Annotated in this window: 19 protein-coding genes; 5 read left to right on the forward strand and 14 right to left on the reverse strand. The window is 38.1% G+C overall.

Going from position 1 to position 23,071, the window contains the following annotated elements; all coding sequences use genetic code 11:
- Positions 1-150: 150 nt before the first annotated feature.
- The 4 genes from AC2TDL_RS06155 to AC2TDL_RS06170 form a co-directional block, all read right to left on the reverse strand.
- Positions 151-1,146: a copper amine oxidase N-terminal domain-containing protein gene (locus AC2TDL_RS06155; protein ID WP_484699313.1), complete on the reverse strand. Its 996-nt coding sequence runs from the start codon at positions 1,144-1,146 to the stop codon at positions 151-153.
- A gap of 249 nt (positions 1,147-1,395) precedes the next feature.
- Positions 1,396-2,364, reverse strand: a complete 969-nt coding sequence (locus tag AC2TDL_RS06160) for a hypothetical protein (protein ID WP_484699314.1) — start codon at positions 2,362-2,364, stop codon at positions 1,396-1,398.
- A 167-nt stretch (positions 2,365-2,531) separates the two neighbouring features.
- Entirely contained in the window at positions 2,532-4,004 is a 1,473-nt protein-coding gene (locus AC2TDL_RS06165) for a methyl-accepting chemotaxis protein (protein ID WP_484699315.1), read from the reverse strand.
- Positions 4,005-4,188: 184 nt separating this feature from the next.
- Positions 4,189-6,147: a glycoside hydrolase family 127 protein gene (locus AC2TDL_RS06170; RefSeq protein ID WP_484699316.1), complete on the reverse strand. Its 1,959-nt coding sequence runs from the start codon at positions 6,145-6,147 to the stop codon at positions 4,189-4,191.
- Between the two features lie 122 nt (positions 6,148-6,269).
- Here AC2TDL_RS06170 and AC2TDL_RS06175 point away from each other — a divergent pair, with 122 nt between their 5' ends.
- A complete protein-coding gene (locus tag AC2TDL_RS06175; protein WP_484699317.1) occupies positions 6,270-7,130 on the forward strand; it encodes a helix-turn-helix domain-containing protein in 861 nt (286 codons plus the stop codon).
- Positions 7,131-7,246: 116 nt separating this feature from the next.
- On the opposite strand, the gene AC2TDL_RS06180 is transcribed toward AC2TDL_RS06175, so the two are convergent.
- A complete protein-coding gene (locus tag AC2TDL_RS06180; protein ID WP_484699318.1) occupies positions 7,247-7,879 on the reverse strand; it encodes a pentapeptide repeat-containing protein in 633 nt (210 codons plus the stop codon).
- Positions 7,880-8,052: 173 nt separating this feature from the next.
- Here AC2TDL_RS06180 and AC2TDL_RS06185 point away from each other — a divergent pair, with 173 nt between their 5' ends.
- Positions 8,053-9,492 carry an IS6 family transposase gene (locus AC2TDL_RS06185; protein ID WP_484696056.1) on the forward strand — a complete coding sequence of 480 codons (1,440 nt, stop codon included), beginning with the start codon at positions 8,053-8,055 and terminating at the stop codon, positions 9,490-9,492.
- 308 nt (positions 9,493-9,800) lie between these two features.
- Here AC2TDL_RS06185 and AC2TDL_RS06190 read toward each other — a convergent pair whose 3' ends face one another.
- The gene (locus AC2TDL_RS06190) at positions 9,801-11,111 is read right to left on the reverse strand and encodes a cellulase-like family protein (protein ID WP_484699319.1); all 1,311 of its coding nucleotides are present in this window, start codon (positions 11,109-11,111) and stop codon (positions 9,801-9,803) included.
- Between the two features lie 106 nt (positions 11,112-11,217).
- A complete protein-coding gene (locus AC2TDL_RS06195; protein WP_484699320.1) occupies positions 11,218-12,960 on the reverse strand; it encodes a methyl-accepting chemotaxis protein in 1,743 nt (580 codons plus the stop codon).
- 126 nt (positions 12,961-13,086) lie between these two features.
- Between AC2TDL_RS06195 and AC2TDL_RS06200 the strand changes: the two genes are divergently transcribed.
- Positions 13,087-14,046, forward strand: a complete 960-nt coding sequence (locus AC2TDL_RS06200) for an IS30 family transposase (RefSeq protein ID WP_340834498.1) — start codon at positions 13,087-13,089, stop codon at positions 14,044-14,046.
- Positions 14,047-14,295: 249 nt separating this feature from the next.
- Here AC2TDL_RS06200 and AC2TDL_RS06205 read toward each other — a convergent pair whose 3' ends face one another.
- Positions 14,296-15,048, reverse strand: a complete 753-nt coding sequence (locus AC2TDL_RS06205) for an IclR family transcriptional regulator (RefSeq protein WP_484699321.1) — start codon at positions 15,046-15,048, stop codon at positions 14,296-14,298.
- A gap of 282 nt (positions 15,049-15,330) precedes the next feature.
- Between AC2TDL_RS06205 and AC2TDL_RS06210 the strand changes: the two genes are divergently transcribed.
- Positions 15,331-16,326: an alpha/beta hydrolase gene (locus AC2TDL_RS06210; protein WP_484699322.1), complete on the forward strand. Its 996-nt coding sequence runs from the start codon at positions 15,331-15,333 to the stop codon at positions 16,324-16,326.
- Between the two features lie 56 nt (positions 16,327-16,382).
- Entirely contained in the window at positions 16,383-16,694 is a 312-nt protein-coding gene (locus AC2TDL_RS06215; RefSeq protein WP_484699323.1) for a hypothetical protein, read from the forward strand.
- Positions 16,695-16,826: 132 nt separating this feature from the next.
- Here AC2TDL_RS06215 and AC2TDL_RS06220 read toward each other — a convergent pair whose 3' ends face one another.
- The 6 genes from AC2TDL_RS06220 to AC2TDL_RS06245 form a co-directional block, all read right to left on the reverse strand.
- Positions 16,827-18,305, reverse strand: coding sequence for a UDP-N-acetylmuramoyl-L-alanyl-D-glutamate--2,6-diaminopimelate ligase (locus AC2TDL_RS06220; RefSeq protein WP_484699324.1), 1,479 nt, complete (start codon positions 18,303-18,305; stop codon positions 16,827-16,829).
- Positions 18,306-18,409: 104 nt separating this feature from the next.
- A complete protein-coding gene (locus AC2TDL_RS06225; protein ID WP_484699325.1) occupies positions 18,410-19,834 on the reverse strand; it encodes a CAP domain-containing protein in 1,425 nt (474 codons plus the stop codon).
- Positions 19,835-19,939: 105 nt separating this feature from the next.
- Positions 19,940-20,818, reverse strand: coding sequence for a CRISPR system precrRNA processing endoribonuclease RAMP protein Cas6 (gene cas6, locus AC2TDL_RS06230; RefSeq protein ID WP_484699326.1), 879 nt, complete (start codon positions 20,816-20,818; stop codon positions 19,940-19,942).
- 246 nt (positions 20,819-21,064) lie between these two features.
- Positions 21,065-21,502: a hypothetical protein gene (locus tag AC2TDL_RS06235; protein ID WP_484699327.1), complete on the reverse strand. Its 438-nt coding sequence runs from the start codon at positions 21,500-21,502 to the stop codon at positions 21,065-21,067.
- A gap of 17 nt (positions 21,503-21,519) precedes the next feature.
- Positions 21,520-22,680 carry a hypothetical protein gene (locus tag AC2TDL_RS06240; RefSeq protein WP_484699328.1) on the reverse strand — a complete coding sequence of 387 codons (1,161 nt, stop codon included), beginning with the start codon at positions 22,678-22,680 and terminating at the stop codon, positions 21,520-21,522.
- Positions 22,667-22,864: a hypothetical protein gene (locus AC2TDL_RS06245; protein ID WP_484699329.1), complete on the reverse strand. Its 198-nt coding sequence runs from the start codon at positions 22,862-22,864 to the stop codon at positions 22,667-22,669. The genes AC2TDL_RS06240 and AC2TDL_RS06245 overlap by 14 nt, the downstream gene beginning before the upstream one ends.
- Between the last annotated feature and the right edge of the window lie 207 nt (positions 22,865-23,071).

Here is a 23,071-nt window from a genome sequence, read left to right on the forward strand (position 1 = left end):
GATGAAATGGTTTTGCTGCTCGATGATGCACTTATGCAACTCATTGTTTGATTGCTTCAACTGCTTTTTTGCCTTGCTAGTGTAGATAACCCCCGGCAGTCGTTCTTCACTCTTAGAACGACCGTCGGGGGTTATTTGCATAATTTATAATTAGATCTCTACTTCAACGACAACATAGTAAGGATATTCATCTGAGCCTTCAAGATAAATACGAGAAATCTCTTCAGTTTGATAACCATATTCATCTATTACGTAGTCTGGGTATCCCATAACATCAAACTCAATATAATCTCCGCCGTTAGGCTCTATTGTTGTTTCGATCCAATACCAATCTTCATAGCTAGCATATTCACGATAAACAATAAAGTTATTAATAGAGTCATCACTTTCGTCAAAAATTAAGCGATATGTATCCCCTGATTTAAACTTCTCAACTGGCAATACGAGTCTGTATATTCCATAGTCTTGATCATAGTCTTCCTTTGTAACAGTAGCTTCAGAAATGACATTTCCTTCTTTATCAGCAAGTTTAACTTTAAAGCCTGGTGCTCCTTTAGTATAAGAAATATCCTCGCTTAAATAAAGATTAACGTGGAATCCACCAGTATAATAATCTGATTGAATCAAGTTTTTATTAACTTGCTCATTTTTTACATCCAAAGTTACCGATGCAGTATTACTTTTTTGATCCCATGCTACTTTTGCACCTAGACTTTCCGCTACGAAACGAAGCGGAACCAATGTGCGTCCATTAATAACTTCAGAACGTGCAGACAATGTGTATTGAATACCATTAATGAATGCAATGTCTGTGCCAGGAATTAAAATAATTTTAGTCGAACCTTTTACTATTTTAACTTGTTGGATATTAGATGAATATGTAACTTCTGCTCCTAATTCTTCAAATACGCCGCGCACTGGAATTAAGGTTGATCCATTTTTTACAATTGCCGATTGGTCAAGTTTAATTTTCTTACCATTAACTACAACGTTAGCTGATTGATATTTAGTTGCAGCTTCTACTTTATTTACTCCAAAATCAAATTGACCGTTACCGCCAAAAGGTACTGCTACACCGGCTGCTAAAGTACATGCCAGAGTAAAAGATACTGCCGTTTTCTTTAAAAGATTGCTAGTATTCTTCATTTATTTCCTTTACTCCTTTACATATAAATTCCAGTATATATTATCATATCCAGCCAAAATTCATAAGTATTTCCTAACTATTTTTGTATAAAGAAGGAAATAATTAAGACTATTTTACTATAGAAACTAAGAAATAGTAACTATCCGTTATAAAAATTAATGTAAAAAAAACCATTGAACGATCTCAATATAATCATTCAATGGCTTAATCATGAACGCGATTTGCTTAATGCACACTAATCTGGGTACTTATTTTATTTTATCCTTAACATTTAAACGATAGAGGTATACATTTTTATTTTCACCATTGCTCCAATATACATATCCATTACTATATACTGGCCATGCCCCAATATTCAGTCTTGCATCCTTTAGCTCTTCTGCTGGATAAAGTACTTTACCGTCTGGTGACACTATCATATAATAGGTCGTTTTATATTTATTTTTAATCATATTTTCCCATAAAATAAGAACTGTATCATTTGGCAATGTAACAAATTTTGGATTTACTGCATTATCTTTATTTGGATCTTTATAATTTGTTAGCCAAACAACCCCTTTATTCGTAACATTCTTCGCATTTCTAAAATTAAGGTTAAAGCTAATATCTTGACCTTTTGATATTACAGCATTATCAGTATCAGATGTAAAATTGCGATCAATAAGTTGAATAAACAGATTGCGCGATTCACTTTGCTCCGAGGCTACAGCTTTCCCGCCAAAACTAGTTTCTGAAGTACCAACAAGAGTATAACCTTGCTTTGTAACCGCTAAGCCGCCTAGCTGAGAATACGTATATTGATAAGTTTCTCCTAGCTTAAAGTAAAAAGGAACGGTTTCTTCCATTGTGTTATTCGTTGTATTCAGTTTTTGAATGACAAAACCGCGATCATAGGCATCCCCACGATCAACAAACAAGATGTTATCTTCATCATTAGTTACATAATTGTCAAAGGAATGACTCACATACGGAATCTTATAATCAAGCTTTTTAAAACTTTCTGCATCAACGTATAGTGCAGTAGATGACTGATGGTTTAATCCATCATCTGACTTAAACATAGTGCGTGCAAAAAATACCGTCACAATGCCATTTCGCACTTGCAATGAAGTATTCCCGTTGTCAAACGGCTGCTTCGTTCCATGAAAATATTGTTCACCGCCTGTATAAGCGACGGACTTCAATTTCTTACCGTCAGCAGAATATTTTGTAATCATTATGTTTGAACCTGATTTATTATTTTCTGCTAGATGTTTTCCTGACAGGATATAGTATTGTCCTTGTTCATCAATATCAAAGCCTCCTAACAGAGGACAAAGAATCTAGCAAAGTATGATTTATATTCTAGCACTTAACGATTCTTTGTAGGAGTTAATTATAATAATTATTTACTCTTTTCTGTTAATCCCTTTAGCTCAGAAGCAAGAGAATCAAGCTGATCAAAGCTTGCGACAATTTCACGGAATTGCTCATCCTGCGTAATTAGGCTTGCAGCAATTTCCTGTACAGAAGCAGTACTCTGCTCTGTAATTGCAGCAACAGTTACCATTTCATCAGCGATTTTACTATATTCTTGATAAACAGTACCCGCCGATTTATCCACTTCACTAGACTGTGAAACTAGCTCTTCAGAATTTGCGGCAAGGTCTCCCAGTTTTTCAGCCATATGTCCTGCTGCTTGGCCACTTACTACTGCGATTTGTTGACCCTCGCCTATAATTGCAGCAGCTTCATTTGTCTTAGCTTGAATCGATTCTAATATCGAGCTAATCTCTTCAGTCGATTGACCTGAGCTTTCGGCAAGCTTACGGATTTCATTAGCGACAACAGCAAAACCTTTCCCCGACTCACCGGCATGAGCTGCTTCAATCGCCGCATTAAGTGCTAACAAATTGGTCTGGCTTGAAATTGTGCGAATGGTCGATACAATATCTCCGATTTGTACACTTTGCTCTTTTAACTCATTCATAATGGATACAGCAGCTTCTACGCTTTTATTCATACGCTCCATCTGTTCGATTAATAAGTTCGCTTCATTGCTGCCAGCTACGGCTAATTTTGAGGAATTACTTGATAGTACTTGCATGTCAGATGTACGTTGTACAAGCTCTGCGATTCCTTGCTCTATCAATTGAATGGATTGGCTAATTTGAGTAATACTTGAGGTCTGCTCTCCCATACTTTTGGCAATATCATTAAATGAGGTCGTTACACTTGCTGAAATTTGACTTGTGGAATGTACATTCGTTTTTAAACCAGAGCTAAACTGGTTTAGAACATTTAAAGATTCAGAGGCTTGATCAACAATCGCTTGTGAATGATCACGTTGTTGTTCTGCATTCTCGCGCTGCAAAGTCGCTTCCTTCTGCAGTTGCTCACTGAACTTACTAGATACGAGCAATGGTGCAGCGATTAAGGCAAGATATAAGCAAATGGTTAATGAGGCATTATTTCCAAACAGTTGCTCTTGAAATTGACTGTTTATTAAATAAACTGTAACCCCTGCTCCCAATATCGTGGAAAATAAAATTGCTCGAAAGTTGGAGTATAATGTCATAATTGCTAGGTTGACATAAACTAAAAAATAGGTAGTAATTACTGGGCCAGTAAAGATTAGTAGAATGGTCAATAAAGTAATAATTGATGATATAACATACATCACATATTGTTCTAACCAACGTTTGTAAGTCATTATTGTGGCTGCTCCACAAGTAACGACACCTACAGCAGCCAGTACAATATTAGAATCCATTGCGGCTCCTGTTAAGAAATTCACGACAATACCTAATGCTAACATGCTCCATACTATATTTACTAGAAGTTTGTTGCGACGATATAGTGCATGATTTTGCTCCACTAAGTATGAACCACCTTTCACAGAGTATAGAAATATAGTAGCATGATTTTCTAGGAACTGGTAGTACTTACTTCTTATTTTAGTATTATGAATAATAAAATAAAAAGTAGATAAATACAAAAAATAGCTATATGTAAGAGTTAAACTCTTGACATATAGCTTAATTTTACGTGAAATTATTCATTTATTCCTTTACCCAAACCATCATTTCTCCTTCTCCACGATTAGCCCATGTGTAATAAGGAATAAAGATTAGTTTTTTAGACTTAAACGCTAAGGATGCACCTGCGGCATACAAGTCTTCATTCCATAAGTCTTGTTCAGCTGTTAGCCCTGCTGCCTCGATGGTGTAAACACCGCCTGCTAGCTCACTGTTGTAGGTTAAAGTCAGCTCTGCCTCCTCAGGCAAGCGGACTAGATGCAAGTCGCTACCATTATCTGCTTCTTCAATACAATAAACTAGCGGTCCACGCTGCAAGGCAACCTTGCCAGCATTGGCTCTCACCTTAGGATGTGCCTTCATTCGTTTAATTGACATATCCAGCTTTAATTCAACTTTATCTCCGTTTGACCAATTACGCTCAATGATTGCATAGCCATTACGCACTAGTCCAGCAAGCTCAAGCTTCTCTCCGTTCACAGACAGTACAGTTTGTGCTGACCAATTTGGAATACGAATAGCTAGGGCAAAGGAAGCAGGAGCAGCAAGCTCAAGCTCATAGCTAACATTGCCATGCCAAGGCAAAGCAGAGTTCATTTTTATACCAACTTCTTGCCCAGCTAATTCTAGCTTTGTCGTACCTCCAATAAATAAGTGCGAATAAATGATATTATCGCTAACTGAATACATATAGTTACCAAGAGAAGCAATTAATCTTGCAAGATTCGAAGGACAGCAAGCACAGCCGTACCATTCAGGACGAACAGGCTTAATATGATTATAGTTTTTATTATGTCCATGACATTGTTTAGGATCTACCTCTAATGGATTCACATAGAAAAAGTGTTTTCCATCAAGCGCCATACCTGAAATAACAGTGTTAAACAAGGCACGTTCCATCACATCGGCATAATGTGCATTAGGCTCAAGCTGTAGCATGCGCTGTGCAGCGAAAATTAAGCCGATCGATGCACAGGTTTCCGCGTAGACGGTATCATTTGGCAAATCATAATCAAAGGAAAAAGCTTCTCCATGCACCATCGAGCCGATTCCGCCTGTAATATACATTTGCTTGCCTACGATATTGCTCCAAAGTGTTTTACTTGCTTTAATTAAGCTTTCATCATTCGTTTCTCTAGCAATATCAATCATTCCCGAAAGCATGTACACGACCCGCACAGCGTGGCCAACAGCTTCTGTTTGCTCGCGTACAGGCTTATGTACTTGAAAATATTCAGGATCAATATGTATCCGTCCATTATGCCATATCGAAGTCCAATTACGTCTTTCAGCTTCTTCTCGGAAAAAATCATTTGTGCCGCGTTTATCAATAAAATATTTACTTAGTTGTAAATAGGTTTCATTATTTGTGACATGATAAAGCTTCACCAGTGCCAACTCGATTTCTTGATGTCCGTCATAACCTGCAATTTGCCCTTCTCCATCGCCAAATACTTCAGCGATATTATCTGCAATACGACACACAATATCTAGCAGCTTTTTCTTCCCTGTTGCCTGATAATAAGCTACGCCTGCTTCAATCATATGACCAGCAGTATATAGTTCATGTGCCTCAGTTAAGTTTTTCCACTTTAATTCCGGTGCTTTTATTGTAAAATACGTATTTAAATAGCCGTCAGGCTGTTGCGCTTTTTCAATTATATCAATCATTTCATCAGCAATTTTTTCAAGCCCAGCATTTGGCTGCTTCATTAATAAATAAGCAACAGCCTCCAGCCATTTTGCTACATCTGTATCTTGAAAGACAAATCCATAAAACTCACCTTCTGCGAGACCTGCTGCAATCTTAAAGTTTTGCACTGCATGACTTTTCTCAGCACCTTCAACACGGTCATTAATTGCTTCCCATTGATAAGGAACTACAACATTTCTTACGAGTTCAATATATTTGCCCCAAAAACCGTCTTGAATATCCACTTGCTTCATCGGTACGAAATTTGCTGCTTTTAATGTAGTTGTCATTGATTAGACCCTCCTATGAGTTCATTCACACCACACTTTTATTTTATGTGCTATGATAGCTGTAAACGATACACATAACCAACTAAAAAATTATAATATTTCACACTTGTGAGGTACTAATAATGAGCTATATTTACTTTAATAGTCCACCTTCTCCTTATTACCTTGAAAGTGGATTTTCACATTATCATATAGGAGATTCTCATCCAAACAGACATCATCTGAACTTATTTGATTTGATTATTGTTCGCAGCGGTTGCCTCCATCTTGGAGAAGAACAGCAAACGTGGGAGCTTCATGCAGGTCAAACGTTAATATTGCTGCCAGATCGGTATCATTACAGCGCTAAGCCTGTCGAAAGCGAAACACAGTTTTACTGGATTCATTTTCAAACTGTTAATGCTTGGATTGAAAGCGAGCAGTTACACTATAAACTCCCTACTGAATCTCATCAGCAATGTTTCAATCCTGCTCCCTACACGATGCAAATACCGAAGCATATGCAGCTTGTCTATCCACAGCAAGTGTATCAGCTTGTAGAACGAATGAATGAGGCAAGCAAGCAAATAGAAGCAAAAGCATATTGGCAAAAACAGCATGCTTTCGAACAATTGCTATTGATGATGGATGTAAAGCAAAACAGCGCACAAACAAGCAGTCTTATACGATTAGCTGAGCAAGTGGAGCAATATATCCGTAACCATTATCAAGAGCAGCTTTCCAATCAATTGTTATCCGAAGTGTTTAATTACCATTACAACTATATTACGAAAGCAATGAAGCAGGTTTATGGGTTTACACCGAATGAATATTTAGTAAAGGTTCGCCTTGATCAAGCAAAAACGCTTCTATTAAACACACATCAGTCGATCGCTCGTATTGCTGAAACCGTCGGCTTTGATAACATTCCTTATTTTACAAATTGCTTCGTAAAGCATGTCGGGGAACCACCATCTAGCTTTCGTAAAAAATATTGCAAATGAAAATAACGGAGCCATCCAGCTGTCAATATTTTGACCAAGCTGAATGACTCCGTTGCAAAAGCATTAATACATAAAGCATTAATACATATCGATAATTGGTGCAATAACTATGAACTTTATTCCTTTATAACTAAACCTAGCAAGGCAGCAAATTGCATCGCCTGATAACGTGACACCTTACATCCCTTAAGATGCTCCATCGCCACTGTTAACGTATTAAATTCTGAGCTGCTAATGTCTACCTCTTTCAACGGTGTATTATCAAAGTTGACTCCATTTAACTTACAGTGATCATAGAGCACCTTTTTTAGCTTGCAGGAATAAAAGTCAGCATCCTGCAGTAAACAATCGCTAAATATAATCTTTTCCAGTTTTGAATGAGCAAAACTAGATAAGCCGATATTGCATTGATGAAAGGAAATATTGCCAAGGCTGCTTTTCGTTAGCTCTGTTCCAATTAACTTGCAGTTAATAAACTCAACACGATGAATTGAAGCTCCGCTTAGCTTGGCATTCGACAAGTCACAATGTTCAAATCGCACATCTAACAGATCCAATGAATCAACAGAGCAATTTTGCATATTCCAGTCTTTAAGCACTGCATTTTCAACACGTATACGCGTCAAATTAGCTCCTGCTAAATGAACACTGCTTAAATTTTTGTCTTCGATTTCAAGCCGATCGCTGTCCAGCCTTTGCCAAACAGTTTCCGTTAAAGATGTGCTTAATTTGGGTGGATCCAGTTTCATATTTTCGCCCCTCTGATACAACCCGTATTGTAAAAACTTTATATATATAATTGAGGGTTTTCCTTGATATATAAGTCTCGGAAAGCAAAAAACTTGCCACCCCCATAGTTTTAGGTTAAAAGTAAGGTTACCACACCGAACACTTAATCCCAAACAACTAGGAAGTGACAAGTTTGTATCCTCAATTATTAACCTATTTACTTGAATTTATCAAGTACCAAGATCAAATTATTAAAACTTTACTTACTCTTCTTATCGGTAAAAACATGTTTGATAAACCTAAAGAAGAGCCAATCAATAAACCATATCGTAAGCTTCAGGTGGATGATCTTCCGATCAACGAAACTCTTCAGAAGCTTGATTATCGAATCCTTCTAACAGAATACCTAGAGAAAAACGGTAAACATCTAAAGCCTGTTCAAAGGCGTTTGAATGCAAAGACGACTGTACCTAAATCTATGAACTGTCCGAAGTGTGGTGCTCCATCGGATTATCTTTATGCCAATAATGGGGGCAAAGGACAGTATCAATGTAAGGTATGTTCCTGTCTGTTTAATGATAAGAGCCGCTATTTGAAAGAGGCCATTTTAAAGTGTCCTCATTGTTCTAAGACTCTTGAAAAAATCAAAGAGCGAAAAGACTTTAACGTGTTCAAGTGTAAAAATAATGATTGTCCCTATTACCAAAAGAAACTAAATGGTATGTCTTCGAAAGAGAAGAGACAGTTTAAAAAAGATCCTCAATCCTTTAAGTTAAGATACATTTTCCGGCAGTTTCACATCGATTTTCAGCCATTGTCTAAGTCTTCCCCCAAAAAGCCCAAGGTTGATTTATCCAGGCTGTATGCGTCGCCACATACTTTGGGGCTCATTTTAACCTATCATGTCAACTATGGACTTTCGGCCCGTAAAACAGCTGCACTCATGAAAGATGTACATGGGGTAAGCATATCGCATCAAAGTATTTTAAATTATGAGAATGCAGTTGCCCTAATACTTAAGCCTTACGTAGATTATTATCCCTACGAACTTTCTGACCAGTTCTGTGGAGACGAAACCTACATCAAGGTGAATGGGCGTTGGCATTACTTGTTTTTCTTCTTTGATGCGGTAAAAAAGATTATTTTGTCTTACCCAGTATCGCCAAATCGGGATACAGTGTCAGCAATCCGTGCCATTGATGATGTCTTAATGAAACTGAAAGAGATTCCTAAAGATCTTACATTTGTGGTGGATGGCAATCCGATTTATCTCTTAGCTCAGCACTTTTTCGCTCAACACGATATTCAGTTCGACATCAAGCAGGTTATTGGACTTACCAATGAAGATCCTGTGTCAACGGAGTATAGGCATCTCAAACAAGTTATCGAAAGACTAAATCGCACATTTAAAGGCAATTATCGTTCAACACACGGGTTTGGATCCGAACAAGGATCTGTTTCTTTTGTGACCCTGTTTGTAGCTTACTTTAACTTTTTAAGGCCTCATTCTGCATTAGAAGGTAAGGTGCCAGTGCTTAATCCAGAGTTACTGCAGCTCCCGAATATGCCTGCGAGATGGACTAAACTGATCGCTTTAGCACAACAATGGATTAACGAACAACAACCAGCCTAACTTTTTGGTTTAGCAGAGCCCGAAGTAAAAACGAGCAATCGGCGGAGCGAACTCTTGACAAACCGAACTAGCCAATGGTTTAAAATGGAAAAACCAAGGGCTATTTAGCATGCCTTCTTTTTGTCCCCGTCGCCCTTGTTAAAGTAGAGTCAAACCATTGGCGTGTTTGTCAAGAGCGATTGCGTGGCCTTTCCACCCAACAAATGGGAGACGACCCGAACACCTATTGAGTTTTCATAGAACTTTTGACACTACCATACAACCGCAGTATACTTTGTTCAGTATAACAGTTAAGTGCAGTTCTTACCCTATGAAGAAGCTATTTTTTTATTCATCCGCTGCTGCCATGCAATATCCTGCCAAAACGGATGATGCGGAGCACAGTTTGAGCATAGCACCATTCCCCAAAATCCATACTTCATACCAATATTAATCGCATATTCAGCAATATATTTCCCGACTGGTCCTTCTTCAAAATTTGTATATAGCGGAGTATAACCTACATAACCTTCTCCTATAACAATCGGCAATCCCTTGTCTGCACTGTAACGATACAGTTCCTCAAGGCGCATTGCAGTTTTCTGCTCCATAGCAATTCGATGGCTGCCATATCGCTCATATAAGAAATAATCCCATTTGTCCGTATCCGCCCAATCATGCAAATAAAATAAACGAAGCCCTACAGGATTGCCCTGCAGCTTCCATTCTTTTTCTGCCGGCAAACAATATTGCTCAAAGCTAGGCGCATCCTCTCGCAGCAGCGACTTAACAGTTTCATTAGGAAAAGGAACGCTTTCGTTTCGTATACCTGTAACATCCATTAATTCCTGTAATACACCATTTAGATACAAATGATAATGGGCTACTTGTACGTTTTGCGCTGTCATATATTTCGAATAGTTGCCATCCAGTGTATAGCAAGTTGTAATTAATATGTCCTGATGTCTTTCTCGCAAATAACAGATTGCTTCCTCTAAGTATGGCTTCATATACTCAACAATTGACGCGGTATCGCTAAATGCGATACCGGCTTCTGTTGCTACATCTGCTAACGAGCCGTATTCCACCTCATTATGCAGCTCTGCGTAAGCAATTTGCTCGCCATAGCCATGGTATTTAAGAAAATCAATCAGCTGTGACATTGCTTTTGCAAGAGCCATAAAGCGATTCTTCGGCGGTATTGCCTTGAGCTCGTCTGCAATCGCTGAATCAGCTAAAAAAGTAGCACTTTGCTGATACTCCCAGGAGGATAAAATAACGTAACAGCCATGCTCCTTCGCTTGACAGAACAGCTCTAATAGATGAGCGTGCCCATCTAGCACTGCTCCGCCTTTACAGTTATACCATCTCGTTCCTTGCCCAATTGGCGCTAGGCTTGAAAAGCTAAGCTTGCCTTCACGTTTTCCATTATCAGTAAACAAAAACATCGGCATCGCACAAATACGAATCGTATTATATCCTCGTTCAACTAACTCATCGAATCTAGCGCCTAAATTGACATAGGGTTCACCTTCTCCTGTCATTGTATACCATGAAAAATCCCATAATGAGATCGTTAATTTTCGCGGTAAATGTGCTGGAATCGTTAGTTCGCTATTCGCTTTCCTGCTAGTTGACATGGATATTCCTCCTCAAGTTAATTCGCCTTTTTTCTACTAGCTTACTTAACTTTAAAGGAAAAAAACATTCATTATAGTCGTTATTACATGGATTATTTTCTGATCTCTATACTTTAAACTTACCGACAGCATCACGTAATACATGCGCAAGTTGCTGTAGCTGTTGAGCAGAGCTTGCTAGCTCTTCTATTGATGCTAACTGCTCCTCTGATGCAGCAGCAACTTGCTGTGAATGCGACGAAGTTTCGTTTGCCATTCGTTCCAGCTCTTCCATGGAAGCTGCAACCTCTTCACTGCCAGCGGACATTTGCTCAGAAGCAGCAGAAACCTCTTGTACTTGCTCGGATACTTCTTTAATCGAGCTTAAAATATTGCGGAAAGATTCCCCTGAAGCATTCACTAGCTCAGAACCTTTTCTAGTTTCTACTGCTGAATTAGTCAGTGTATCTGTAACTTGCTTAGTGCGCTGACTAATTCCTTGCAAAATATCAGCAATTTCATCAGAAGATTGCTTAGAGCGCTCAGCTAGCTTGCGAATTTCTTGTGCGACTACAGCAAAACCTTTGCCTGCTTCTCCGGCACGCGCTGCTTCAATTGAGGCATTTAAGGCAAGCAAATTCGTTTGATTCGCAATATCGAAGATATGCTCAACAATTTCACTAATTCGATTGCTTGACTCGTTTAACTCCTGCATAATATCAACAGCATTGGTGACTTGTTGCTCAATAATATTCATTTGCTCAACCGTTTTATTCATGACTGTCTCACCGTTAACAGCTAATTGTGAAGTATCTGCTGCTAGCTCGGACACAGTCGAGGAAGATTCAGCAATTCTGTTAATACCGCTGGCCATCTCTGACATTGCACGTTGACTTTCTTGTGAACTAATCAATTGAGTTTCTGCACCAGAGGCAACTGCTTGAATTGCAGATGAAATATCATTACTAGCTGCCTCTGTTTGCTCAGCCATTTCCATTAACGATTGTGAAGATTTTGATACCTCTGTTGAAGTGGTATCAATGTGAATCGTTAGTTCTCTTAGGCTTGCAATCATATCATTGAAGGCTTCAGCAGCTTGTCCAATTTCATTTTCGCTTTTAACCTCTACTTTTACTGTTAAGTTACCTTCAGCAGCTTCGCGTGCCCGAGCTGCTAGTAATTTTAACGGTTTAAGCGCATAACGTAAAAAGAATACCACTACAATTATTGAAATAGTTGAAGTAATTATGGCAATAATAATATTTTTCCACAATAACAAATTTATATGTTCTATTACTTCTCCATAATTAAAATCTAGACCTAGTATTGCAATTATCGTCCCGTCATTGTTTTGAATAGGAGCAAAATAAGAAATCCATGTGCCATACTCGTCTTCATATGATTCAGACAGCAGTGCCTGACCTGTAATAGCTACCTGAAATGCATCGTAATATTGTTTATTCAACTCATAGCTAGAACCGCCTGTAGCTCCAAAAGCTTCAATACTGTCACTAGCCTGTAAATACTTAACGATTTTTTTATCGTCTTGCTCGGTTAAATCGGTCCCGATATAATAAGCATTTTCTAAATACTCATCATCCGTCATTGCATTTAACAAACGTTTTAATATATCCTTATCGCTCTCTGGAAGGGGTTCGCCTGATTGTACAGCTTTTGCAATCGGCTCAATGATTATATGATTCGCACTTCCTTGAGCTTGTAGCTTATTACCTATTTCAGTGAATTGGGTATACACTGCTTCTTTTTGTGAGTCATACATTAACATATTGCTTATCCCTACAACAATAACAAATAAAACAGACAAAATAATTGAACTCTTAACAATTAAACTCTTTCTCCACCACGCCATAAATAATCTCCCTTGCTATTATGTATATGAAAGATTGTAATATGAAGTGCGACACCTAAAAAAATAACTCATGACGAATTCGTGTAGAATGAAGTTACCAGACACCACCTACAAGGAGAACTCGTCATGAGCTATACACATCTTACCATAAACGAGCGTACAAAAATAGAAACATTATTACATTTAGGATGGAGTGCAAGAGCCATTGCACAGCAGATCAAGCGCCACCATTCTACGGTTTCTCGTGAAATACAACGCATGAATAACCACTCTTCTACTTATGAGGCTAGCGACGCACAAGCCGATTATCAGCACAAGCGGATGCAAAGTAAACCAAAAGGAAAGTGGAACAAAGACAGAGCACATTACCTTACTCAAACTCTGGCTGCAACATGGTCTCCAGAACAAATTGAAGGTCGAATGAAACAAGACGATCCTGAGCACGCGGTATCCTTTAAGACCATCTATCGCTGGATTTACCAGGGGAAGCTCGTCCAAGGAAACACCATCTTCTTGCGACACAAGGGAAAGCGTAGAAAGCCTCGTGAAAGCAGAGGTCGCTTTAATCTTGGATTATCCATCAGGCAACGTCCAAAAGAAGTGAAGCAACGTGAAACCTTTGGTCATTGGGAGCTTGATACTGTCGTTTCTAGCCGTGGTAAAAGTAAAGGCTGCTTGGCTACCTTTGTCGAACGAAAAACACGCTATTACTACGCTGTAAAAATGCCTGACCGTTCAGCCTTGTCTATGGAGAAAGCTGTTGCTACGGCTTTAGAAGAACTTGCTTTACCTATGTTTACAGCTACCGTTGACCGTGGGAAGGAATTCGCTTGCCATCAAGCATTGTTAGAAGAACACGGCTTGATGGTTTACTTTGCTGATCCTTATTCATCTTGGCAAAGAGGCAGTAACGAAAATGCCAATGGGCTTCTCAGAGAATTCTTTCCTAAGAAGTTCGACTTAAACACGATAGATCAAGCTGAACTTGAATGTGCTTTAGATTTAATCAACCATAGACCACGTAAATGTCTAGGTTGGAAAACTTCTCACGAAGCGATTATGGACGAGTTGTCGCACTTAGCTTGACAATCTATCATATCAAAAATATTATTAACAATATATGAAAAACAATTAAAAACAACCTATTTTATCATTTAAATTTATTGTTAATTACTAAAAAACGACACTAAAATATAATATCACTCATATTTACTATTAAACAGGTATATTGCTTCCATTAAATGAAAATTATTTTATGTATCGTTAATAGAAAAAGACTGCCTATGCAGCATTGCATAACAGCAGTCCTCATATTATTTATTAATTATGTCCAAACTAAGCTTTCGCCATCATACTCATACGTCTAGCAGCACTCTGGATGATCGGTGCATATTCCCGCATTCGTTCTAATGTAAGTCGGCCTGAAGGTCCTGAAACTGCCAAAGCAGCTAATATATTGCCCTCTCGATCAAAGATCGGCACTGAAATTGCCGCTACTCCGCTTTCCCGTTCCTCAAAGCTAACTGCATATCCTTGCTCCAGAACTTCCTGTAATTCACTTTGATAAGTTTCCATAGTTAATTGATCGCGCAGTTGCCAAGTAGGATGCTGCCATATTTCCTGTTGTTCCTCAGGCAACGCATAAGCAATTAATACTTTACTAGAAGCTCCCGCATACAATGGAAATCTAGCTCCTACTGGAGCAACTCGACGTACAGGTTCATTGCTTTGTACAGATTGAATGCGAATCCGTTCTACCCCTGAACGCACATAGACACTGACGGTTTCTCCAAGCTGATCGCGCAGCCGCTCCATTTCCTTTTGCCACAACATCGACTGGTCATTGTTTGTCCCTAAATTAGCAGATAATTCCCATACCATTAAGCCGAGCTGATAACGATCCGTGACAGGATCACGCTCAATGAATCCTTTTTCCTCTAAAGTTGCCAGCATTCGATGAACTGTACTTTTGTGCAAACCTACCTGTTGAGCAAGCTCCGTCATTGCCCAGCTAGGGCGCATCGTAAAGCAAAGCAGCAGATCAAGTGCCCTTTCCACTGAACGAACCGTTGTCTTTCCTTCCTCCACGAGTACTCCCCCTACTATTCATTAATCAACGATTTCGCTTTGAATGAATATTATTTTAACATGTAAACCATATAAGTTACAGCATTTTGTTTCATACAATAAAACTAATTTCAAATTCATTGATATACATTCTCATTTACCTATAAAACAGTATAGTCTCCCTTTTTATAAATGTATACTTAAATTTAGGACCATTACTATAAAATGAAAAATAGTACCTGTTGACTCCTGTTTATCATGGTAATAGCATTAAATTAATAGGCTAAAGAGAGGTGAGTCAGCATGAATTTATCCAATCCGCTTCAACCTTCAGTTAATCATCCTGCGCAGACGCCAGTTCATGTACAGGGTAAACGAAAAATTAAGCTAACTCATTTTTCAATTGCCAGTATCGTTGCATTGCTTGCCTTTCTAGGAATAATCATTATTGTCAGTCATGCGATCATTGCCTGGAATTTGGCATTTCCTTATGTTCCACCACTAGAAAGCAACCCGTTAGAGAAAAAGCAATTAAATTATGAGGTTGTTATCTATCCAAGTCGCAGTGGTGAAACGACGGTAGATAGCTGGTATATTCCTGCACTCGCTCCATTATCCAACCAGGAATCAAAGCAAACTGTTATTTTATCTCATGGTTATGGAGCTAATCGCGAAGAAAGCTGGATTCCAATGTATGATCTCGTACAGCTCTTAAATGAGCTAAACTATAATGTCATTATGTTTGATTACGGCTATGCCTCTAAAAACTATAACGCTCCTGCAACTTGGGGATCGGAAGAAAAAAATCAACTGCTTGCAGCAGTCGATTATGCCAAAGAGCGCGGCTCAGAGAAAATTATTGTTTGGGGCTTTTCAATGGGCGGAGGAACCGCCTTGCAAGCTGCACTCGAATCTGAGCAAATAGATGCACTTATTCTAGATAGCTTGTTTCTGCCTAGTCCCGATACACTTTATAGCAACATTAAAAACTATGTTGGCTTGCCTAAGCATCCGACCGCTTATATTATTAGCAAGCTGTTGCCGCTATGGACAAATCATACATTTTCTAATTCTGTTGCTAACACAATTATATCAACACAATATGAAATACCGCTTTTTATTATTCATGGCACTGCCGATAATAAAGCATCCGTTCATATTGCAGAGCAAATTGCTAGCAATCAACAACTAGAGCAATCCCAGTTATGGATCATTGAAGGCGGACAGCATGAATTGATATTTCGCAGCGATCCAAATCTTTACATGAAAAAGGTTGCTCAATTTTTAAGTTCAATTTAAAATGAGTTTAGTTAGATTGGTTTAGTTAGTTTAGATGAGATGAGGAGAAATTTAAGATGAGACGAGAACTGAATCAAGTAGCTCACACAGAGCTACCTGCAGAGCAGCAAACAGACAACAAGCAAGCCAGCAAAAAAGTAATTTATGAGCAATTAGGCGTTGCTATGACCTGTCGCTACTATCATGAAAAGCCAGGAGGCAGAGCTGTCATTTATCCGCTAGTTGGATTTGATAACGAGCCTTATTCGAACTTAACCGAGCTGGTGAATACACTTGCTGATGCAGGAGCCAGCGTTTCGCTAAGGAATACTGATTTCAGATTTTTGCCTGCAGCAGACCGCTTTCTTCAAATGATCAAGTCAACCTAACAATACTAGCCAATGTATTAACTAGCAGATTTAAATAATAACAGGCGGATGTCCTTCCTCTCGCTATCGGATTTAGGACGTTCCGCCTTTTTCAATTTAAAGCTGTTCGTTTAATTTAATGTATTGTTCGCTTTATGCCTCGCCAATATAACCTAACTGACTTAGCTTTTCGCGAGCCACTTCCTTATCATCAAAATGCGTTTTCACCTTACCGATGATTTGATAATTTTCATGCCCTTTTCCTGCAATAATAACAATATCTCCGCTTTCTGCAGATGCAATAGCTGCATGAATCGCTTCTTTGCGATCAACAATCGTAGTAAAGTGCCCAGCACTTAAATGACCTGTTACATCTTGCAGTATTGCGACAGGGTCCTCTGTACGAGGATTATCTGAAGTAAAGTAGACATAGTCAGCATGCTGGATTGCAATATTCGCCATTAACGGCCGTTTTGTTCGGTCACGATCGCCGCCGCAACCAACCACACAAATTAGCTTACGCGGCTGTAATTGGCGAGCAGTTGTTAACACATTTTCCAAGCTGTCAGGTGTATGAGCATAGTCAACTACTACTGCAAACGGCTGACCCTGCTGTACAGTTTCAAAACGTCCCGCTACTCCTTTAATGCTAGCAATCGCTTCTTTAATTTGCTCTAGACTTAACCCTTCTGGAATAACTGCACTAATCGCCGCTAATAAATTGTATACATTGAACTTGCCAATTAATGAGCTAGTAATTGCAGTCGTGCCAAGCGGGGTAATTAACGTAAAGCTAGTACCCTCCGCAGAGATTTTAATATCTGTAGCACGCACAAGCGCGTCTTCCCCTAGACCATACGTAATGATTTGAGCAGAAGTCATTGCTGCATATTTTTTACTCCAAGGATCATCACTGTTTAGCACAGCGTAACGCAAGCTTTCGTAATCATTGCCAAGCTGAGCAAATAATAGCCCTTTCGCTTGTCCGTAAGCCTCCATCGTCTTATGATAATCCAAATGATCCTGCGTCAAATTAGTGAATACGGCAGTTTTAAAGCGACAGCCATGCACACGCCCAAGATCCAGGGAGTGCGATGACACTTCCATCACACCGTACTCCGTACCCGCCTCCAGCATTTGCTGAAAATATCGTTGTAAATCATAGCAAAGCGGCGTTGTTAGCTTTGCTTCTTCTTTAAATCCAGGGTAGCGAATTTCAATTGTACCGATGACACCTGTTGGATGCTGATGATATGTTAATAAATGCTCAATTAAATTCGTTGTTGTTGTTTTACCGTTTGTTCCAGTAACACCGATAAGCTTTAGCTTTGAAGTTGGAGAGCCGTAAAAAAGATCCACCATAATCGATGCTGCTTTATCAGTGCTTGGCACTTGAACAAAAGTAATCCCCTCAATCGGTGCTTGCTCCACCTCAGTGACAATTACCTTTGCTCCTTGTTGAATTGCTTGTGGTATATAATTATGCCCATCGACATTGAAGCCTCTTGTACAAACAAACATATTGCCTTCTTGAACGATTCTCGAATCGTTTGTAATTCCTGTTACATTAATATCAAGTTCACCTTGAACTTTGGCAAACAAAAGCGGTTGAAGCAATTGTTGCAACTTCATATGCTCACTCCCTTAACGATCGACCTACCTTATTATACGTCAAAATATGGTGGAGTAACATCATATCCTGTATTTAAATCGGATTCAAGAGTGAGTCCAGCATATTACCAAGGCGTATAGAAATTCTGTGTATAATAAGCGTTATATACTCCTACACCAAGATGTGTATATCCTTCTTCTAACAAATTCTCCCGATGACCAAATGAATTTATCCAACCGTTCATCACATCAATATCATCTGTATATCCATAAGCGATGTTCTCTCCCGCCATACGGAAAGATATTCCTTGCTCCTCCATTCGCTCAAAAGGAGAACGATTATCTAAAGAGCTGTGCGCAAAGTAATCTTTCTCTTTCATATCTTTACTGTGGAGATATGCACTCTGTTGTGCTTGCTCGCTCCATTCAAGAACATTGCGACCATGCTTTTGACGATAAGCATTAGCAATATCGAAAATCCCTAACTCCATATCGCTGTAAACAGCAGCTGCATCTTTATTTTTAGAAGAGTACACGCTATATTTATCATCTAGTACAGAAATAGCATCAAGAAATTCCTTTTCTGTATGAGTATCAAAGTACAATATAATGCTGTAACCATCCTGATTCGTATAATAAGTATTTGAACGTTCTTGATTTTGGGCTTTTCCTGTAACACCAAGTCTTGTATTCACACCGATTTGATATTTACCGCCTTCATACACATTTAGTGAATTTGAATAAAATCCTACAACCTTATTGTCTGCAACTGCATATCGCAAATGCTTGCCATCAATATTGTACACGTACCAATCATACTGATAAAACGTACGAAGAACTCTGCTAGGATTGCCAAGCTGAGCTTCTAAATCTTTCACCGAAGTATTTAGCTTTATTCCATTTAGTGTCCATGAATAAATTGCTTTTGCTGTATCTGGTTTGCTAGCTTGTCCGCTTCCATCCACTAGCTTACCAGAACGAGTATCATAAACATAATGATAAGTTCGATAGATAAAAGTTAAAGCTTCCGCTCTTGTCAGAGAGTCAGAAGACTTGAATCCTTCAAAGGTATTAGCTGTCTTACCTGTCGCTAGTCCTTCGGATAACAAATAATTTACTGCTGTTTGAACAGAGGCTTGTTCCTGCTCTAAAGCATTGTAAATTAAAAGAGCTGCATCCCCTCTTGAAAATGGCACTAATGATGGATTGATAGCTTCAAATTGCCAACCATACTTTTTCGCAATTGCATAATATGGCTCATACCATGCACCCGTCGTTTTTTCCACTTGAAAATCATTAGGAAATGCACGAATAATTAATGCTATAAATTCAGCTTGATTAACCTTATCATTTGGTCGAAAACGATGATCTCCGTCTCCTTGAACAATTCCTTGATTAACTCCCCATTCAATCGTTGCCTTCGCCCAATGGTTATTCGGTACATCACTAAAATTCACTGTTGGAGAAGCTGCAACGAACATATTGAGCGTCAATGTAATAACTAGAATGATAGAAATAAAGAATGATAGGCCTGCTTTAATATGTCTCATAATAAACTCCTCCATACAAATAGTTTTCCATATTGTATCATAGGTAAATTTTTACGCAGTTTATCTTTTAATCAATCAACTACGTTAATTTGATCCATGAAGCAGTTAGCCAAATATAACATCTAGCTGACCGTAGCCAAATGTAGTGTTTCTGCCAATATGAAGTTTTCGCGCTGCATTTAGCCAAGGTGTAAATACAGATAAATCACCTTCAAAGGTCATAACCCCTAAAACGCCGCTCATATCCATCTTTTCTTCTCTACGATTAGAGTAACGTTGAATTTGTGCGACATATAAATCACTGGTTCGTTCATGAATAGCACTTGCTTTGTCAAGCAAAGCTGCAATACACTCTTCCTCAATATATCCTCCGTAACGCTCTACCAGCATATCTATTCGCTTCGTTATATTGCGAATAATCGTAACAAAATCAGGTTTTAATAGAAGCTCTCCACCGCGTCTAATTCTTAACGGCGTTAATAAATGAAGCGAGCAGCGCATACAATCAAACTGTGCAGCTTCTACTAATTTTTCAGAAATCGCATTATTAAGCACTAGCTTATTAGCTTGCCAAATTGGAGCATATCGTTCTCCCTGCAAAATGCTTTCCAATACGAATAGCTTTCTATTAGCTCCTAAGCCAAACTGTTTTGCACTTGCTAATGCAGCAACAACCTCTTGTACGTAATTAACTGCATTTCCAAGCAAAATAAGTTGAAAGCTTAAAATATCCCCCGCTTCATACATAACCCGGCTACGAGGCGGTTCAATAATATATGGATTTACAATGTCCTGTTTACCTCCGCCAAATTTACGATTTTCAAATAAGTATGAATATACTTGTGGCTTTGATGATAACGCCCAGCCAACAATCCCATGTAAAGTGGAACCTAAAAACGCTGGCAACTTGGCAGGCTCAACGCATTTGAGCTGAATAAGCAAAGGTAAATAGGTAAATGAAAATGGAGAATTGCTATTATTCACTGTCAATCTCCTCCAACCTTAAATATACACTTTTCTTTAAAGCAAGAAGTTCTCCAAAACAGCTTAAAACAAGCTGTCCCAATTCGGTTTCTCCGACATTATAGTAAAAAACTGCAACCAAGTTTTCTGATTGCAGTTTTAATTTTATAGTAGACTATCGCTTCTCCTTAACTTTTCTATAAGCTTTAAGTTAAAATTATCATATTAAAATATTCATGTCACTAATATATATATTAGAATCCGTCATTAAGTGCTTGGGTAATGTCCATTAAGCTTATAAACTTTGAGTATTGAAGTATGAATTTTGAACGCTTCCAAGCTTATATCGCTTGCATGAGCAAGTGGATCGTTTAAGTTCTTCATAACCTGTATATTGCCGCTTACCGTTGTCTTCGCTAGTACAGTCCCATTCTTACTAACTAAATAATCAGTAGCAATAGCGCTTTTCTTAATAATTGCGACTTGCTCATTCCCTTCATAAACATAATGCTCTTTGCTGATAGTGCCTGGTTTAACGTAACCTACCTTATGATGATCTTGATACAAATCTGATTGTCCTGAATTAACAGGGCTATTTTTTTGTGTAAGCTTTGTTTCTCCTCCATAGCTTAGATGTTGCGATCCATCTACACCATTTTTTACTTGATAGTTATTAATATCATTTGAAAAATCCATATAATCCATAAGTATCACTCCTTAAATTAATTTGTATGGGAATAGTCCAATTCGATTTGCCGTAATATGAGCTTTATACGCTCAAATGTATCTTTATTCTTGGATTTATCCTGCTCAATTTGCATCAATCTATTGTTGAAAATTGATATTGAACGATTATGCTGATTGATTCTATTAATTAGCTCGGTTTCAGTATGACCGGATACCTTTAATAAGCTATCAACTAAATCTTTTTCAAATGGCACTAGCGCTCTAATATATTGATGTGCATAATCACATGCCATTTCATTAAAGCTGTTTTGCACCAAATAGTTCCTGTATTGTTCAACCTGCAATGCTGAAGAATGGAAACGACTTTGTTGACCAAGTATTCTCCCTACATTATTTAGTGCAATATTAGGAATGTTAGGGTTATTGAGCACTCCAGATTTTATATACCTGGCAGTTATAAAATGCTGTTGTAAATCGTTCATTAATTCATCAACAACTATATTTTCACCAATCATAGGCTCAATTTCAGTTATTCCTTTGAGTGATTTTGCATAGTTTACAATTTCATCTTTTAACTCATTCATCCACGAAGATAAATGATGTTGAATGTGATTCCAGATGTAAGTAAATAAATCTTCAGGCATCCATTGATTAATTTGAACATGTAAATGCTGATGAACTAGTTTAAGATTACATTCGTGAGTGACTAAATTTGAAAACGGCAGCAAGCTATCATAACATAATTGCTCAACATCAAGTGATAGATTAGAGAGCATATTTTTAAATAGTTCAACTGCCTTATCAATAAGCTTCGATCGATACCTATACACTTCAACATATTGATCTCGGAGCTGTTCAAGAAGCGCTTGAGCTTGAGCAATTGTATTGGCTAGTTTATTTTCCTCTGCTGTCTTACTATTCTTATCAATACGGAGTACCTGATAGAGCTTTGGAAGAGCAGCTTTTATTTTTCGCTGATCGCTATTTAAACCCGCATTGCATAACGTTTCTATAGCCGTTTCGTTATAATCTTCATCATATGAGGAGGAGTATGGAAATATTTGCACGTCGCTGCGATAGTCTTTTTGCAGCTTTCTACGAATATCTTCGCATATTTCTTCAAGCTCATCTTCATCTAAGTAATCTGCTTTATTTAATATAAAGTGAATAGGTATTTTTGAATCAGCATTTGCCACGAGAAAATTCTCCTACTACTGTAAGCTTAAACGTTTCTTCCTCTAAATATTTTCTCGTGTCTTGAAGATGATCATTCACTTCTAAAACTTTTAATTGCTCTCCAATTGCAACTATTTCCTGTAAATGGGTTATAATTTTTGATTTATGGTTAATGCAATCATTAAATTCAAGATTACTTTTCATAAATTCCTCCAGATTGATTAACATTAATTAATAAAATTATATCAAAAATCTAGGTTTTTGATCGGAAAAATAATACAATATTTTGTATTATTTTGATTTTAGTATTTAAAGTTATTCGTGGTAAGCTAGTTCACTTCGTGCTAATACACAATATGACAATAAAAAAAGCTTTCAACTGTCATACGACAGCTGAAAGCCCTTATTTGC

The sequence above is a fragment of the Paenibacillus sp. plas6 genome (assembly GCF_057221655.1).